This is a genomic window from Crystallibacter degradans (assembly GCF_012952295.1).
Lineage (GTDB): Bacteria > Actinomycetota > Actinomycetes > Actinomycetales > Micrococcaceae > Crystallibacter > Crystallibacter degradans.
In genome coordinates, this window is record NZ_JABBCH010000001.1 from 775,916 (window position 1) to 791,479 (window position 15,564).

General features: G+C 65.1%; 12 protein-coding genes. 7 read left to right on the plus strand and 5 right to left on the minus strand.

Features of this window, described 5'->3' with window-relative positions:
- Nucleotides 1-68 precede the first annotated feature (68 nt).
- On the minus strand, nucleotides 69-524 hold the full coding sequence (locus HGO92_RS03665; protein WP_240974352.1) for an Lrp/AsnC family transcriptional regulator: 456 nt from the start codon (nucleotides 522-524) through the stop codon (nucleotides 69-71).
- 175 nt (nucleotides 525-699) lie between these two features.
- Between HGO92_RS03665 and HGO92_RS03670 the strand changes: the two genes are divergently transcribed.
- Nucleotides 700-1,947, plus strand: a complete 1,248-nt coding sequence (locus HGO92_RS03670) for an NAD(P)/FAD-dependent oxidoreductase (protein WP_169991889.1) — start codon at nucleotides 700-702, stop codon at nucleotides 1,945-1,947.
- Between the two features lie 67 nt (nucleotides 1,948-2,014).
- Nucleotides 2,015-2,200: a FitA-like ribbon-helix-helix domain-containing protein gene (locus HGO92_RS03675; protein WP_169991891.1), complete on the plus strand. Its 186-nt coding sequence runs from the start codon at nucleotides 2,015-2,017 to the stop codon at nucleotides 2,198-2,200.
- A gap of 77 nt (nucleotides 2,201-2,277) precedes the next feature.
- Here HGO92_RS03675 and HGO92_RS03680 read toward each other — a convergent pair whose 3' ends face one another.
- Nucleotides 2,278-3,588 (minus strand): Nramp family divalent metal transporter, encoded by a 1,311-nt coding sequence (locus HGO92_RS03680; protein WP_169991893.1) that lies wholly within the window; start codon nucleotides 3,586-3,588, stop codon nucleotides 2,278-2,280.
- A 374-nt stretch (nucleotides 3,589-3,962) separates the two neighbouring features.
- Here HGO92_RS03680 and HGO92_RS03685 point away from each other — a divergent pair, with 374 nt between their 5' ends.
- From HGO92_RS03685 to HGO92_RS03700, 4 genes are all read left to right on the plus strand, one after another.
- Nucleotides 3,963-5,510: a pyridoxal phosphate-dependent decarboxylase family protein gene (locus tag HGO92_RS03685; RefSeq protein ID WP_169991895.1), complete on the plus strand. Its 1,548-nt coding sequence runs from the start codon at nucleotides 3,963-3,965 to the stop codon at nucleotides 5,508-5,510.
- Nucleotides 5,507-6,910 carry a lysine N(6)-hydroxylase/L-ornithine N(5)-oxygenase family protein gene (locus HGO92_RS03690; RefSeq protein WP_169991897.1) on the plus strand — a complete coding sequence of 468 codons (1,404 nt, stop codon included), beginning with the start codon at nucleotides 5,507-5,509 and terminating at the stop codon, nucleotides 6,908-6,910. The genes HGO92_RS03685 and HGO92_RS03690 overlap by 4 nt, the downstream gene beginning before the upstream one ends.
- A complete protein-coding gene (locus tag HGO92_RS03695) occupies nucleotides 6,907-7,440 on the plus strand; it encodes a GNAT family N-acetyltransferase (protein WP_169991899.1) in 534 nt (177 codons plus the stop codon). Before HGO92_RS03690 ends, HGO92_RS03695 begins: the two co-directional genes overlap by 4 nt.
- A gap of 107 nt (nucleotides 7,441-7,547) precedes the next feature.
- On the plus strand, nucleotides 7,548-9,401 hold the full coding sequence (locus tag HGO92_RS03700; protein ID WP_169992076.1) for an IucA/IucC family protein: 1,854 nt from the start codon (nucleotides 7,548-7,550) through the stop codon (nucleotides 9,399-9,401).
- 97 nt (nucleotides 9,402-9,498) lie between these two features.
- Here HGO92_RS03700 and HGO92_RS03705 read toward each other — a convergent pair whose 3' ends face one another.
- Nucleotides 9,499-9,933, minus strand: coding sequence for a hypothetical protein (locus HGO92_RS03705; protein ID WP_169991901.1), 435 nt, complete (start codon nucleotides 9,931-9,933; stop codon nucleotides 9,499-9,501).
- A 328-nt stretch (nucleotides 9,934-10,261) separates the two neighbouring features.
- Between HGO92_RS03705 and HGO92_RS03710 the strand changes: the two genes are divergently transcribed.
- Nucleotides 10,262-13,618, plus strand: a complete 3,357-nt coding sequence (locus HGO92_RS03710) for an SNF2-related protein (RefSeq protein WP_169991903.1) — start codon at nucleotides 10,262-10,264, stop codon at nucleotides 13,616-13,618.
- Between the two features lie 76 nt (nucleotides 13,619-13,694).
- Here HGO92_RS03710 and HGO92_RS03715 read toward each other — a convergent pair whose 3' ends face one another.
- Together HGO92_RS03715 and HGO92_RS03720 are read right to left on the minus strand one after the other, a co-directional pair.
- Entirely contained in the window at nucleotides 13,695-14,111 is a 417-nt protein-coding gene (locus HGO92_RS03715; protein ID WP_346768836.1) for a YchJ family protein, read from the minus strand.
- Between the two features lie 26 nt (nucleotides 14,112-14,137).
- The coding region (locus HGO92_RS03720) for an HNH endonuclease signature motif containing protein (protein ID WP_169991905.1) at nucleotides 14,138-15,564 on the minus strand (1,427 nt) is incomplete at its 5' end.

The window sequence follows — 15,564 nt, forward strand, 5'->3', positions numbered from 1 at the left end:
CAAGACCACGGGGTCGCAGTCAAAGGTGAGGCAGCACGTCGGATAGATGGCGGCGAGGGCTGGCCTGGTCAGGGTGCGAGGGAGCTGCCGGGCGGGCGGACGTATTCGAAGATCACCGTCGTATTGGTGCCGGCAACTTCGGGCCTGAGGCTCAGGTTGTTGGCCACGAGCTCCCGCAGCGCCTCGGAGTCGGCCACCGCGACATGGATCATGAAGTCCCGGTCCCCGGTAACAAAGAAAATGCTCTCGACGGCGGACAAGCCTGCCAGATACTTTTCAAACCTGGTCAGATTGGACCGCGCATCGGCCTGCAGCCGGATGGAGATCAGCGCCTGCAGGCCACGTCCCACGGCAGCGGGGTCCACATCGGCATGGAAGCCGCGGATGATGCCCCGTTCCTGAAGCGAGCGGATCCGGCCGTGGCAGGTGGATGGCGCAATGCCGGCAGCAGCGGCAATGGCATTGTTGGGGGTGCGGGCATCGGCTTGCAGCAGCTGCACGATGATGCGGTCCGTTTCATCCAATACGGGGTGTCGAACGTTATTCGGCCGACGCATGTAACTTCCGGATTTTGTTGAATCACTCGGCATAAAACCAGCTTCGCTCAGAATCATTGTCGAATCAATTGCGAGTTGTTTTTAGATTGTTCACACTGGAGTCAATGCCATGTGGCATGAGTCATAAGTTAGGGAGAGCAAAATGTACTCACGCGCACAGTCGCCGCGCACCGCCGTCGTTGTCGGTGCTGGGATGGTTGGCCTGGCCACGGCCTGGCACCTGCAGGAACGCGGGATCGAGGTGACAATCCTGGACCGCTCCGGTGTAGCTGCCGGCGCCTCATGGGGCAACGCCGGATGGCTGACGCCCGGCATGGCCATGCCGCTGTCCGATCCGACCTTGTGGTCCTACGCCCCGAAGGCGCTTCTCGATTCCACCGCGCCGCTGCATATCCCGGCCCGACTGGATCCGAAGCTCTGGGCGTTCCTGGCACGCTTCGGCCTGCACGCCACGGCGAAGGCGTGGGACAAGACGATGGCCGCACTGACCCCGATCGACCGTATGGCCCTGGATTCCTTCGACGAACTGACATCGAACGGCGTGGACGCGTGGACGCGGAAGGGCCCCTTTATCATCGGCTTCGAGCAGGAGAAGGAAAGCGGTCCGTTCATCCACGAGATCCAGCAGGTGGAGAAGGCCGGCCAGCGCGTGCCACTCAAGCGACTGGACAATCCGCAGGTCAAGGTACCCCAACTGTCCGCCGGAGTCTCCACCGTTTACGAAATGGAAAACCAGCGCTTCATCGAACCCGGGCCGTTCGTACAGGCGCTGGCCGACGCCGTGCAGGCCCGCGGCGCCAAGATCGTGACCGGCGGCGAGGTGCACTCGCTGCGCCACGGCCCGCAGGGAATCTCCGTGGACAGCTACGGACAGGAACCGGTGAACGCCGACGTCGTAGTGCTGGCGACCGGCGCCTGGCTGCCGAAGTTGGCCAAGCCGCTCGGGGTAAAGACGCAGATCCAGGCCGGCCGCGGTTACTCGTTCAGTGTGGCCACCGACGATCCGGCCGAGTTCCCCATCTACTTCCCCGCCCGCCGCGTCGCCTGCACGCCATACCAGGGCCGGCTGCGCATCGCCGGCACGATGGAGTTCCGCGGTCCGGACGAGCCGCTGCAGACCGGACGCATCGACGCCATCCTCGCCTCGGTACGCCCGCTGTTTACCAACATGGACCTGGAAAACCTTGAGGACATCTGGGTTGGCGCACGACCGGTCACCCCGGACGGACTGCCGGTGGTCGGCGCAACCCGCTCCCCCGGAGTCTACGTGGCCGGCGGCCACGGCATGTGGGGCATCGTCCTGGGCCCGGCCACCGGCAAGCTGCTGGCCGAGCAGATCGTCACCGGACATATCCCGGACGAGATCCGCCCCTTCGATCCGCTCCGGTAACAACATCCGCTCCGGTGACAGCACGGGAGGCCGGGTCTAGCATTGATGTCACACGGAAGGTGGCGTCATGGATTCACTGAGCATTTCCAACCTGAGTACGCGCACCATCGAAGGCCTCCGTGTGCTGGCCGCCTGCCACGGCCGCACACTGGAGACCGAGGCGCGGGCCATTCTTGAGCAAGCTGCCCGTGGCCTGACCGAAGCGGACGAGTTTCTCGCCTCGATCGTCACCCACGACCAGCCGGCCCCTTGAAAAACTCTGCCCTGCCGCACATGGAAGTTGCGGCAGGGCAGAGTTTTTTTCTCCGGGCAATACTTTTGCCCGCTGGGTCAGCCGCCGAAGAGCGGTGCGATGGCCTTGACCAGCTGCTGGACACCGAGGATGCCGAACAACAGGGCACAGATGCCCAGGGCGATGTTGGTGTGCAGCTTGTTGGCCCATTCCTTGGGCACGCGCTTGCCGTTGAGCAGGCCGAGCAGAGTCAGGGCCAGGAACGGCATGAACAGCGAGCCGAGTACGCCGTAAGCCAGGATCAGGCCGATCGGCTTGCCCAGGATGAACAGCAGCATTGGCGGGAAAGTCAGCCAGAGCACATAGAACTTGAAGTACTTGCCGCCCACACGGGTGTCCGGGTGGCCGGACTCCTTCTTGCGCATGTGGCCCCAGAAGTCGGCGAACATCAGCGACACACCGTTCCAGACGCCGATGATCGACGAGAACGATGCGGCCCAGAAACCGATCAGGAAGCCGGTGCCGACGACATCGCCATAGCGTTCGTTAAGGACGCCGGCCAGTTCCAGCAGGCCTTCGTCGCCACCACTGATGGAGACTCCGGCGGAGCGGACAACCTCCGCACCGACAATAAGCATGGCCAGGACGAAGACACCGGTCATGATGTACGCAACCGAGTTGTCGATCCGCATGACGCGCATCCACTTGGGCGTGTACCAGCCCTTTTCACGCAGCCAGTAGCCATAGGCAGCCAGGGTAATGGTGCCGCCGACGCCGCCGGCCAGGGCCAGCGTGGACAGGAGTCCGCCTTCGGCCGGGATCGAGGGGATCAGGCCCGTGAGCATTTCAGGGATGTTGGGAACCGCGATGACTGCCAGCCCCACAACGGTCACAAACATGATGCCGACCAGGGCAGCGGTAATCTTTTCAAAGGTGGCGTACTTGCCGAACCAGACCATGGCGAAGCCGGCCAGGCCCATCATGATCGCCCAGACCCAGAGCGGGAACACCGGGAACAAGGCGGCCAGAGGCAGGGCCGCCGAGGACATCGCGGTTGCACCGTAGACGAAGCCCCAGACGATGATGTAAGGCCCGAAGTACCAAGTGGTCCAGCGGCCCAGGGAGCGCCAGCCCTCGAAGATGGTCTTGCCGGTGGCCAGAGTGTAACGGCCCGCGCCTTCAACCAGGACGATCTTCAGGATGACACCGACGATCACGGCCCAGAAGAGCTGGTAGCCGAACTGTGAACCGGCCACCAGGGTGGCCACCATGTCCGCGGCACCGACACCGGTCGCCGCAACGACGAGCCCGGGGCCGACAATTTTCCATTTAGCAGGCTTTCCGCCGTCGTCGTCAACACGGTCGGCGTGGTTCACCGCTCCGGTTGGCGTGTTGTTGTCAGCTGACATCAGCCATTTTCCTATCCTTGGGGAGTTTCGTCCCGGGTCCTTGGCGGTATGCCGGCCATCACGGGAACCCGTGTATTGTTTCACAACTTCCGACCGGGCAGTCAGTAATACGCCGCCCGCACGACGGCCGGCTCGACGGGCGGGCCAATTTTGTCGACCAGCGGATTCCGTCCGGCCTGCGGCAAACGTATTTCGCGTGCGCAAATTCTCCGCCTGTCGGGGCTCTGAGGGAAGAGCCCTGGTGGCGATTCCACGTTTAAGTCGCAAGATTTCGTCGTCGCGGCCAATTAGGGCACAAAAGTTTGACGCAAAGGTGAGCCTAAGTAAGGGTTGCCTTTGTTCCTTTATCCCCGGCTAACACAGGGAGTCTGCTGATGACTTTGCTGCCCCATACGGACGAGCGGGCCGACTTCGGCTCGCGGATCGAACTGGCCCTCGGCGCCAGTAACCAGCTCTTCAACGCCCGCAATTCCCCGCGCTATGTGGCCGACGTGCTGCAGGCGGTCAATCTCGTCGCCACCAAGGTCTCCCGCGTCGACCGGCCATTCACCGGGATCGCCCCGGCACAACTGGCTCCCGCGGTGGAGGCCGTCGACCTGGAAGCCCCGTTGGCGGACACTGCCGCTGCGCTGGAAGAGCTCGAAACCCTCTACCTTCGCGACGCCGTCTACTTCCACGACAGCAAGTACGCGGCCCACCTGAACTGCCCGGTGGTCATCCCCGCGCTCGTGGGCGAGGCCGTCCTCTCGGCAGTGAACTCCTCGCTGGACACCTGGGACCAGAGCGCCGGCGCCACGCTGATGGAACGCCGGCTGATCGACTGGACGGCCGGCCGGCTGGGGCTGGGGCCTTCCGCGGACGGCGTGTTCACCAGCGGCGGCACGCAGTCCAACCTGCAGGCCCTGCTGATCGCCCGCAACCATGCGGTCAGCAAGCTCCGGCAGGATCCCGCCCTTACTTCCGAACGCCTGCCCGGGCTGCTGGACCGGCTGCGGATTTTCGCCTCCGCGGCCAGCCATTTCAGTATCGAAAAGTCCGCCTCGCTCCTGGGTCTGGGGTACGACGGCGTCATCCAAGTTGGGTGCGACGCTCACCAACGGATGGACCCGGCAGCCCTGCAAGAGGCCCTTGTGGCCAGCCGTGCCCGGGGCGAGGTCCCGCTGGCCATCGTGGCAACGGCGGGCACCACCGACTTCGGCAGTATCGACCCGCTCGCAGCCCTGTCCACGCTGGCCGAGGAGTTCGGGGCGTGGCTCCATGTCGATGCGGCCTATGGCGGCGGACTCATCACCTCGCTGCGGTACAGGCACCTGCTTGACGGCATCGGCGCAGCGGACTCGGTCACGGTGGATTACCACAAGACGTTCTTCCAGCCCGTCAGCTCCAGTGCCATCCTCGTACGCGACGGCACCATGCTGGGGCACGTGGCCTACTACGCGGATTATCTGAACCCGCAAAGCACGGCAGGAGCCGTTTCCCTCAACCAAGTGGACAAGAGCATCCAGACCACACGCCGCTTTGATGCCCTCAAGCTGTGGCTGACCCTGCGGACCATGGGACCGGACGGTATCGGCGCCCTGCTGGATGAGTCGATCGACCTGGCCCGGCAAGCCGGCGAACTGGTGGCACAAGACCCGGACTTCGAGGTCGCCGCCCCGGCCCAGCTGAGCACCCTGGTCTTCCGCTACCTGCCGCAGGTTCCCGGCGGCCTCGGCGGCGAAACGGCTGATGCGCTGAACCTCCATATCCGCCAGGCCGTCTTCGCTTCGGGCAAAGCGGTCATCGCCGGGACCAAGGTCCGGGGCCGGCACTACCTGAAGTTCACCCTGCTGAACGCGGAGACCACGCTGGAAGACTTGCAGGAGATCCTCGCACTGGTCCGGAGCGTCGGCGCCGGCTACCTGGCGGGAGTACGTGCATGAACACCAAAATCCACGACTTCATTGCCATCGGCGTCGGCCCCTTTAACCTGGGCCTGGCCGCGCTGACCGAACCGATCCCCGAGCTCGACGGCCTGTTCCTCGACGCCCGCCCCGGCTTTGACTGGCATCCCGGTATGCTGCTCCAGGATGCCCACCTGCAGGTACCGTTCCTGGCCGACCTGGTCACCCTCGCCGACCCCACGTCGTCGTACTCCTTCCTGAATTACTTGAAGGACACCGGCCGGCTGTACCCGTTCTACATCCGCGAAAATTTCTACCCCCTCCGCGCGGAATTCAACCAGTACTGTCAATGGGTGGCGGCCAAGCTACCCAACGTCCGGTTCGGCGAGCGCGTGGTCAACGTCGGCTATGACGACGGCGTTTACGAGGTCCGCTCGCGCAATGCCCGCACCGGCGGTGAAACCGTCAGCCGCGCCTGCCGGCTGGTGCTGGGAACCGGGACGGAGCCGTTTGTCCCCGAGTCCTGCCGGGGCATCCTCGATGCCGGCGGAACCGCGCTGCACAACTCGCAGTATGTGGAGCGGAAATGCGAACTGCAGGACAGCGCCAGCATCACCATTGTCGGCAGCGGCCAGAGCGCCGCCGAGCTGTATTACGACCTGCTGCAGGACATCGATACCTGCGGGTACGAGCTGAACTGGGTCACCCGTTCGGGCCGGCTCTTCCCGCTCGAATACACCAAGCTGACGTTGGAAATGACGTCGCCGGACTATGTGGACTACTTCCACGCCCTGCCGCCGGAAACCCGGCATCGCCTCAATGCCAACCAGCACAATCTGTACAAAGGCATCGACGGCGCCCTAGTCAACGACATCTACGACTTGCTTTACACCAAGAGCCTGGCCGGTCCTGTGCCCACCCGGCTGCTGACCAACTCCGCGCTGGAGGCAGCGGAATACAACCCGGCAACCGGCCTCCACACGCTGGAACTGCACCACCTCGAACAGGGACGGAGATTCACGGTGGCGAGCACCGCCGTCGTTCTTGGCACCGGCTATACCTACCGGGAGCCGGATTTCCTCACCGGGATCGAGCGGCGGATCCGGCGGGACGGACAGGGCGGATTCGACGTGGACCGCGGCTACAGCATCGGCGTCGGGCCCGGCGAGATTTTCGTGCAGAACGCGGAACTGCACACGCACGGTTTCGTCACGCCGGATCTGGGCATGGCCGCGTACCGGAATTCCTGCATCATCCGCGAGATGCTCGGCTGGGAGTACTACCCGGTGGAGCGGCGCATCGCGTTCCAGGAGTTCGGTGTTCCCCCGGCTGCTGCGTCCGGTGTGCAGCCAGGCGCAGCACCCGCGGAGACCTCAGTCCCAACCGCTACCCTGGCCACGGCCTTGGCCACTCCAGCGGCAGCCGAGGCGGCGCTGTGACCTTCACCTTTGAGCCCGTTGATCCCGCCCTGCACGCACCCCTCCTGCACAGCTGGGTCACGCAGGGATATGCACGCTTCTGGGACATGCTGGACGCTACGGTCAGCGACGTCGCCGACGAGCACGTGAAGATTGCTGCCGATCCGCACCACGAGGCGTGGCTAGGGTACGACGGCGGTGTCCCCGCCTTCCTGCTCGAATGCTACGAACCGCGGCACTCACCACTGGCGGGCCGCTACGACGTGCTGCCGGGCGACGTCGGCATGCATCTGCTGGTCGGACCGCCGGAGGTTCCGCGCACCGGCTACACCGCGGCCGTCTTCCGCAGCGTCATGCAGTTCCTCTTCGACCGGCCCGGAACCGCACGCGTGGTGGTCGAGCCGGACGTGCGTAATGCCAAGATCCTCGCCCTCAACGCCCGCATGGGTTTCCGGCAGGACCGGGTCCTCGCCCTGCCGGATAAGGACGCCCTGCTCAGTTTCTGCACCCGCGAACAATTCAGCCAAACCACCGAAGGAGTCCGATCATGACTACCGCAGCCGATTCCCGCCACGCTCCCCTGCCAACCAACAACGTCCCAACACACCGCGCCCCGACTCCTGGCGCCACTTTCCAGACCGGTGCTTGGCAGCATGCGATGGCTCCCGGGACGGTTACCGCCGAGCCTGTCCATCTGACGCCCACCCGCTGGGCCGAGGCGAACCGTCATCTGGTCCGCAAGGCCCTGGCCGAGTTCTCCCACGAGCGGATCTTCACGCCCGAGCCCCGCGGCGGCGGCGCCTACCGGCTGGTCTCCGACAACGGCCAGGTGCAGTACCACTTCGCCGCCGAGCTGCTGGAGCTTGACCATTGGCTGATCCCCGCTGCCAGCATTCACCGCGTGATCGACGGAACCGAGCGGCCCCTCGATGCCCTCGATTTCATCACCGAATTCCGCGGGACCCTCGGCATCAACGAGGCCATGCTCCCGGTCTATCTGGAGGAGATCAGCAGCACGCTGTCCGGACACGCCTACAAGAATCCCGGCCCGGCCGCGGATCCTACTGACGATCCGGCCGCCCCTCCGGCCGCCCCAAGTTCCATGGCGCTGGCTCAAGGCGTCACGCACGGGGCAGATCCCGCCGCGGACTTCCAGACCATCGAGCGGTCCATGTCCGAGGGACATCCCTGTTTCGTCGCAAACAACGGCCGGCTCGGTTTCGGCCTGCACGACTATCTCGCCTACGCACCCGAGACCGGCAGCGGCGTGAGGCTGGTGTGGATTGCCGTGCACCGGAACCACGCGGCTTTCCACGCGATCGGCGGACTGGGCTACCGGGCGCACATGGAGGCCGAACTCGGTGCAGCGGCCCTGGCCGTCTACGACGCCGAGCTAACCTCCCGCGGCCTGTTGCCAGAGGACTACCTGCTGATGCCCGTCCACCCCTGGCAGTGGGAGAACAAGCTGACAGTCACCTTCGCAGCCGAGATCGCGCGGCAGCACATCATCTACCTGGGACCGGGCGAGGACCTCTATCAGGCGCAGCAGTCGATCCGAACGTTCTTCAACCGGACTGACGGCTCCAAGTGCTACGTGAAGACGGCGTTGTCGGTCCTGAACATGGGCTTTATGCGTGGGCTCTCACCCGACTATATGGAAAGCACGCCGGCCATCAATGACTGGGCCTACGGCCTGGTCCAAGCCGACAACACCTTGCAGGACCATGGCTTCAGCATCCTGCGCGAAACCGCCGCCATCGGCTACCGCAACCGCTATTTCGAGGCCGGTTCCCCGGCCGGCTCCGGGCACCGCAAGATGCTTTCGGCACTGTGGAGGGAAAGTCCGATGCCCTCGCTGGCACCGGGAGAACAAGTGGCCACCATGGCCTCGCTGCTGCACCTGGATGCGGACGGCCAGCCGATGGCCGCCGCCTTGATCCGCCGCTCGGGCCTGTCCGCCGCAGCCTGGCTGACCCGCTACCTGCAGGCGTACCTGGTCCCGGTCCTGCACTGCTTCTACCGCTACGAACTGGTTTTTATGCCGCACGGCGAAAACCTGATCCTGGTGCTGCAGGACGGTGTCCCGGTGCGCGCCATCATGAAAGATATTGGCGAAGAGATCGTGCTGCTGGGCGACACGGTTCAGGTGCCGGCCGAAGCCGCACGGATTAGGGTCGAGGTGCCGGAGCAGGACAGGGTGCTCTCCATTTTCACCGACGTCTTCGACTGCTTCTTCCGCTTCCTCGGCGCGATACTGCATGAGCACGGCGAGCTGGACCAGCTTCGGTTCTGGCACACCGTCGCCGCCGTCGTGAGGGAATACCAGGAACAGCATCCCGAACTCGCGGACGCCTTCGCCCGGCACGACCTCTTCGCGCCGGAGTTCACGCTGTCCTGCCTGAACCGGCTGCAGCTGCGCAACAACCAGCAGATGCTCGACCTGGCCGACCCCTCCGGCAGCCTCCAGTTGCAGGGAACGCTGGCCAACCCGCTGGCACGTTTCCGGTCGTAGCCGCGGGCAAGCAGCAGCCGTCCCTCCGGGGCTTTACCCGGAAGGACGGCTACTGCGTTGTATGGCTAGTTTGTCTGGCCCTGTTGCCGGTTGCCCGTTACTCGCTGGACGACGTATCCGTGGTCAGCCCGCGGTCGTCCGGCTCCTGCCGGTCCTTTTCCGCCGCCGGACCCGTAGGTTCGCCCGCCACCGGAACCTCGATGGATTCCGGATCGGCCGATGCATCCTCGGCGGAGGCCTGCTGGGGTGCGCCGACGTCCGGCGAACGTTCCTCGTGCGCCACCGGGGCGGGCCGTCCGTCGTTCAGATCATCGGAACCACTCTCGGAAGAGCTGCTGCTGCCCGAACCACGGCCGGCAGAACCGCTGTCCGAATGCCCGGTGTCCGCGGGAGTGGCCTCCGGGGTTTCTTCCGGTTCGAAGGTGCTTTCCTCTCCGCCGGCGCCCATGCCCACGCCGTCCTTCGTGTTGGGGATAGTCCCCTCCGGCTCGGTCGTCGGATCCTTTTGCGGATTGCTGGCGTCAGTGCTCATTGGCCTTCTCCTTCTCATCCTCAGGCGGCGTTCCCAGGCTGCATTGCAGTGCCCGCGGCCGGTGATTTCCACGCTAACAGTGCTTGTCGCCAAAGGTAAGGCTCCGCCGTCGTTCGCACGGCACGGTCCCAACCCCAACCCTCGGCCCCGTTCGGCAGCCAGGTCCCGACGAACCGGTTGGTTGCCGCAGGAACGGAACTCGAACCGGACAACAGGAGCGATGGCGAAGGCGGCGGCAGCGCCAGCAAATAGGTGCGCCGCCACCGCCGCTGTGAGCCGAGCGCGAACCCGGCGCAGCCTGTCGGCGGTGCGTGACAAGATGGAAGACGTGCCCCAACTTTCTTTTCCGCAGGTGGATGCCGGCGAGATCATCCGCCATGTCGGCGGTGCCGCCTTCGCCCGCGGCAAGGCTTACTCCTCGGGCAACGCCGTCGAGGACCTGACGTGGGACCCGGACACCGGCGTCCTGCAGAGCCGAGTCAACGGCACTGCCGCCGTGCCGTACCGCTGCCGGGTCCAGCTCAAGAAGAAGCACGACGCCGGATACAGCCTGCTCGATAATTCCTGCAGTTGCCCGGTGGGTTACGACTGCAAACACGTGGCAGCCACCTTGCTGTACGGCAATCTGATGCACCTGCGCACAGCCGAAGAATTCAAGCTGCCCGCCGGTCCCGCTCCATTTGCCGGTTACGGCGCATCCGCTTCTCCGGCCGTGCCGCAGTGGCAGCAGGCGCTGGACACGTTGCTGGCAACAGGACCGCAGTCCGCTCCGAAGCGAGCTGCCAGCAGCATCGGAGGCAAGACGCGCAGCCGCGTCATGCCGTTGGGACTGCAGTTCGAAGTGCGGGACCAGACCTTGCAGGCGCACCAGCAATGGCGGCCCGGATCGGGCGTGAGCCATAGCGGCCGCGTTCCCACCAACCGGATCCAGCTCGGCGTGCGTCCGGTGGTCCGGAACGACAAGGACCGCTGGGTCAGAAACAACCTGCGCTGGAATTCCATCAGTTTCAAGACCTTTGGAATGACTCTGGATCCCGAGCAGCACCGCTGGTTTTCACAGTTTGTGCCGCTCCACCGCGCCGGCGGCCAGCTGCACTTCGGCGAAGACAATGACTGGCTGTACCTGGACGAGTTCAGCAGCTCGTTGCTATGGCAATTGCTTGACGAGGCCAAGCGCCTGGGTATTGCCCTGCTCGGTGCCAAGGCGGACACCGCGGTTATCATCGGCCGGCACGCCGAGCTCCGCCTGGATGCCCGGGCTCCCGAGGCCGGCCTGACCCTGGAGCCTTCGCTCTACATCGACGGGACGCCGCAGCCGCTGGAAATGGCCGGCGCCATCGGCAACCACGGAGCCTACAGCTACGACAACGTGCTGCGCCAGATCACGCTGGCTCCCACTCAAAAGCAGCTGACTGCCGGCGAGCAGCAGCTGCTGCAGCGACCCGCCGCCGTCGCCGTTCCTGAGCAAGATGTCCCGCAGTTCCTCGAACAGGTCTACCCCCGGCTGCAGCGCACCATCAGCGTCACCAGCAGCGACGCCTCCGTGGAGCTGCCGGAAATCCTGCCGCCGGCGCTGGTACTCACCGCGACCTACGGCAAGGCGAACAGCCTGAAGCTGGAATGGGCCTTCGAATACGGCAGGGACGAGGCGGCCACCCGCAAGCCGCTCGAAGCAGGCGCGCAGGAAACCGGGTACCGGGACGCGGAAGCCGAAGCAGAACTGAAGGCTGCCGTCCGCAAAGTCCTGCACGTTGAGCACATTCCGGCCGAAACTACGGTCAAGGACATGGGCGCGGTGGATTTCACCCAGGAGACCATGCCCAGGCTGGAAAAGATCGACGGCGTGCGCGTAGATGTCGTCGGCGAGCAGCCTGACTACCGCGAGCTCACCGAGACCCCGGAGCTGACCATCAGCACTGTGGAAACCGAGCAGACCGACTGGTTCGATCTGGGTGTCATGGTGACGGTGGCCGGCCGCCAGATCCCGTTCGGCAACATTTTCAAGGCGTTGTCCAAGGGGCAGAAAAAGCTCCTGCTGGTGGACAAGACCTACCTGTCGCTGGAACAGCCCGTGTTCGACAAGCTGCGCGAGCTGGTGGATGAGGCCATGGCCCTGCAGGACCGCGGCAGCGGCGAACTGCAGATCAGCCGGTATCAGGCCGGGTTGTGGGCCGAGTTCGAAGAGCTCGCCGAGGACACGGAGCAGGCTCAGGCCTGGCAGCAATCGGTCAGCGGGCTGCTGAAGCTTGACCAGGTGGAGCCCACGCCCCTGCCGGCCGGGCTGCACGCGGAACTGCGCCCGTATCAGGCCGAGGGTTTCAACTGGCTGGCCTTCCTGTGGCGGTACCGTCTGGGCGGCGTGCTCGCCGACGACATGGGCCTGGGCAAGACGCTGCAGGCTCTGGCCCTGATGCTTCACGCCAAGGAAACCTCAACCGACGACGTCGGCCCCTTCCTCGTCGTCGCTCCTACGTCCGTAGTGCCCAACTGGGTGACCGAAGCCCGCCGGTTCGCTCCCGGCCTGCGCGTCACCTCGATCACCGACACCCAGGCGCGCACCCGCCGCCCGCTGTCCGAGACGGCGGCAGAGGCCGACGTCGTTATCACTTCCTACACAATCTTCCGGCTGAACGCGGAGGACTACCAGGAGCAGAAGTGGGCCGGGCTGATCCTTGACGAGGCGCAGTTCGTGAAGAACCGCACCACTAAGGCACACCAAGCCGCCCGCCACCTGCAGACTCCGTTCAAGCTGGCCGTCACCGGTACACCCATGGAAAACAATCTGATGGAGCTGTGGTCGATCTTCGCGATTACGGCCCCGGGGCTGTTCCCCTCGGCGCTGAAATTTGCGGACACGTACCAGCGGCCCATTGAACGCAGCGGCAGCACCGAACTGCTGGCCAGATTACGACGACGGATCCGGCCGCTGATGATGCGCCGCACCAAGGAGGCGGTCGCTTCGGATCTGCCGCCCAAGCAGGAGCAGATCCTCGAGGTAGAGCTCAGCGCCAAACACCGGAAGATTTACGACACCCACCTGCAGCGCGAGCGGCAAAAGATCATGCGCCTGGTGGACAACATGGACAAGAACCGGTTCACCATCTTCCAATCGCTGACGCTGCTGCGCATGCTCAGCCTGGATGCTTCGCTGATCCACGATGACTACGCGGCCGTCCCGTCGAGCAAACTGGATGTCCTCTTCGAGCAGCTCGAGGATGTGCTGGCGGAAGGCCACCGGGCACTGATTTTCAGCCAGTTCACCAGCTTCCTCAAGAAGGCCGCTGAACGATTGGATGTCGAGGGCGTCGAGTACACGTACTTGGACGGCTCCACCCGACGTCGGGCGGAGGTCATCAATCGGTTCAAGGAAGGGCACGCACCCGTCTTCCTGATCAGCCTCAAGGCCGGTGGCTTCGGCCTGAACCTGACCGAAGCGGACTACTGTTTCCTGCTGGATCCTTGGTGGAACCCTGCCAGCGAGGCCCAGGCTGTGGACCGGACGCACCGGATCGGGCAGACCAAGAACGTGATGGTCTACCGGATGGTCGCCAAGAACACCATCGAGGAGAAAGTTATGGCCCTGAAGGAAGGCAAGTCCAAGCTCTTCTCATCCGTGATGGACGACGACGCCATGTTTTCCTCTAAACTCACGGCCGACGATATCCGGGGGTTGCTCGAGGGCTAGGAGCTCCGCCTTGGGCTCCGTCGTTTTCCCCGTCGAGGGTCTGGCGTCCCGGAGGAGCGTCAATGCACTGGAGTGCCTACTCGAGCGACAAGGCCTCGCGGTAGACCCAGCGGCCGCCGTCGTCGCGCACAAAGGTGCTGACCTCGTGGTGCTCGTGGTCGGCGCCGTCCTGCCGGAAATGGGCTGTAAATTCGACGGTGCCCATTTTGTCCTGCGGCCCGCCCTTTCGAGTACCGAGGATCTCTAGTCCCGTCCACTTCTGTTTCGGATCCAGTTCCACTGCGGTGGGCTTGGTCTCGACGTACCAGGTTTGCAGAAGGTAGTCCTCCGCGCCGACGGCGAAAGCTGAATAGCGCGACCGCATAAGCTCCTCCGCTGTGCCCGCCGCGGCGTCACCTCGATGGAACCGGCCGCAACATTCGGCATACTCCTGCCCGCTCTGGCAGGGGCAAAGGGCTGAACTATCGTCGATCGACGAGGCGGTAGATTTCACCCGCCCATTATCCCTTCATTCAGAAGTCAGAATGGTGGTTCTTTTTCAGGTTCCGGTGGTGGTGGTTTTTTGCGTTTGAGGCGGTTGCGGAAGTTGTCGGGCAGGGCGTCGAGGATCCGGTCGGTGAAGGAGGGCGGTCCGGCTCCGGTGTCGCCGGGTTTGGTGGTGTAGGTCTGGTTCCCGGGCGTGGTGGTGGTGAATTCACCGGGCCTGGTCTGGGTGACTTTCCAGCCGGCGAGGGATTTGAGCCGGTGGTCCGAGCCGCAGCGCGGGCCGAGGTTGCCGAAATCGGTCCGGCCGTGGCCGCCGTTCGCATGGTAATCGATGGTGTGGTCCAGGTCGCAGTCCTTCGCCGGAACATGACAGCCCGGCGCGGTGCAGGTCGTGTCGCGGTGGCGGACGGCGCGGGCCAGATCCGCCGGCGGCCGGTACACGGTTTTGCCGTAGGAGAGGATGGTCCCGGTCTCGGGGTGGGTCAGGATCCGGTAGAACGAGTCCGCGCCCTCGCAGAGTTTGCGGGCGGTGTCGGCGGGGATCGGCCCGTACCCGTCGAGGGTGGCCGGTTCCTCGTCCAGGCCCATCAGCGTGAACACCGGCACGGTGAGCGCGACTTCGGGCCGGATCCCGGCCGCCGGCCCGGCCTCCATGCCAGCGTGCAGCAGCAGCTCGATAAAGACATCGGCGCGCAGCTGCCCGAGCGTGCGGGTCTCGGTCTTGGTTTGCAGGCTCCGGGCGGCCTGGGTGAGGCGGTCGTACGCGGCGTACGCTTCCTCCGCCGGCAGGTACGCGCCCAGGAACGCCATGCCGTCATCCGCCGGTTCCAGGTACACGTTGCGGCACTGTTCCTGGCGTTTGCGGCGGACGGTGATGGTTTCCGGGTTCAGTTTCTCGCGCTGTTTCCGCGCCGCGTAGCGCAGCTCGCCCGGGGTTTTATCCGGCGCCTCGGTCAGCAGGGCTTGTTCGAAGCCGGGTTTCGCGTCGTCGGGCAGGGTGTCGCCCTGCCGGGTGATCACGCCCGCGCGTTCGAGGTCCAGGTCCCCGGCGGTGAGCGCGGCCAGCGTGCCCGGATAGTGTTCGCACAGCTCCTGGGCCCTCTCGTACCGGCTGCGGGCCTGGTGCTCGGTGATCCGGTACAGGCAGGCCAGTTCCTCGACCACGGACTGCTCGGCCAGATTCTCCAGGCCGGCCCGGCCGGCCGGCGGCGTACCCGGTTCCCGCGGCGGGAGTTCCTCGACGGCGGTTTGCCCGATCCGGTGGGTCAGGCGCACCAGGCCCGCGTCCAGCCAGGCCGCCAGCCGCCGGCCCGCTACCAGCTGCTCCACCGCAGACCGATAATCCAGCTCCTCGAATCCCCGCACTCCGGCATCGGCAACCAGAACGGTACCCGCAGCGCTGGTCGCGGCCTCGGCGTTGCCGGCAGCACTGGCAGAGTTCAGCGCGTTACTGCTGGTGT

What these genes read in the sequence shown, in the direction of transcription:
- HGO92_RS03670 (WP_169991889.1), top strand. Translation starts at nt 700, where the DNA reads ATGTACTCACGCGCACAGTCGCCGCGCACCGCCGTCGTTGTCGGTGCT.
- HGO92_RS03675 (WP_169991891.1), top strand. Translation starts at nt 2,015, where the DNA reads ATGGATTCACTGAGCATTTCCAACCTGAGTACGCGCACCATCGAAGGC.
- HGO92_RS03680 (WP_169991893.1), bottom strand. Translation starts at nt 3,588, where the DNA reads ATGTCAGCTGACAACAACACGCCAACCGGAGCGGTGAACCACGCCGAC.
- HGO92_RS03685 (WP_169991895.1), top strand. Translation starts at nt 3,963, where the DNA reads ATGACTTTGCTGCCCCATACGGACGAGCGGGCCGACTTCGGCTCGCGG.
- HGO92_RS03690 (WP_169991897.1), top strand. Translation starts at nt 5,507, where the DNA reads ATGAACACCAAAATCCACGACTTCATTGCCATCGGCGTCGGCCCCTTT.
- HGO92_RS03700 (WP_169992076.1), top strand. Translation starts at nt 7,548, where the DNA reads ATGGCTCCCGGGACGGTTACCGCCGAGCCTGTCCATCTGACGCCCACC.
- HGO92_RS03705 (WP_169991901.1), bottom strand. Translation starts at nt 9,933, where the DNA reads ATGAGCACTGACGCCAGCAATCCGCAAAAGGATCCGACGACCGAGCCG.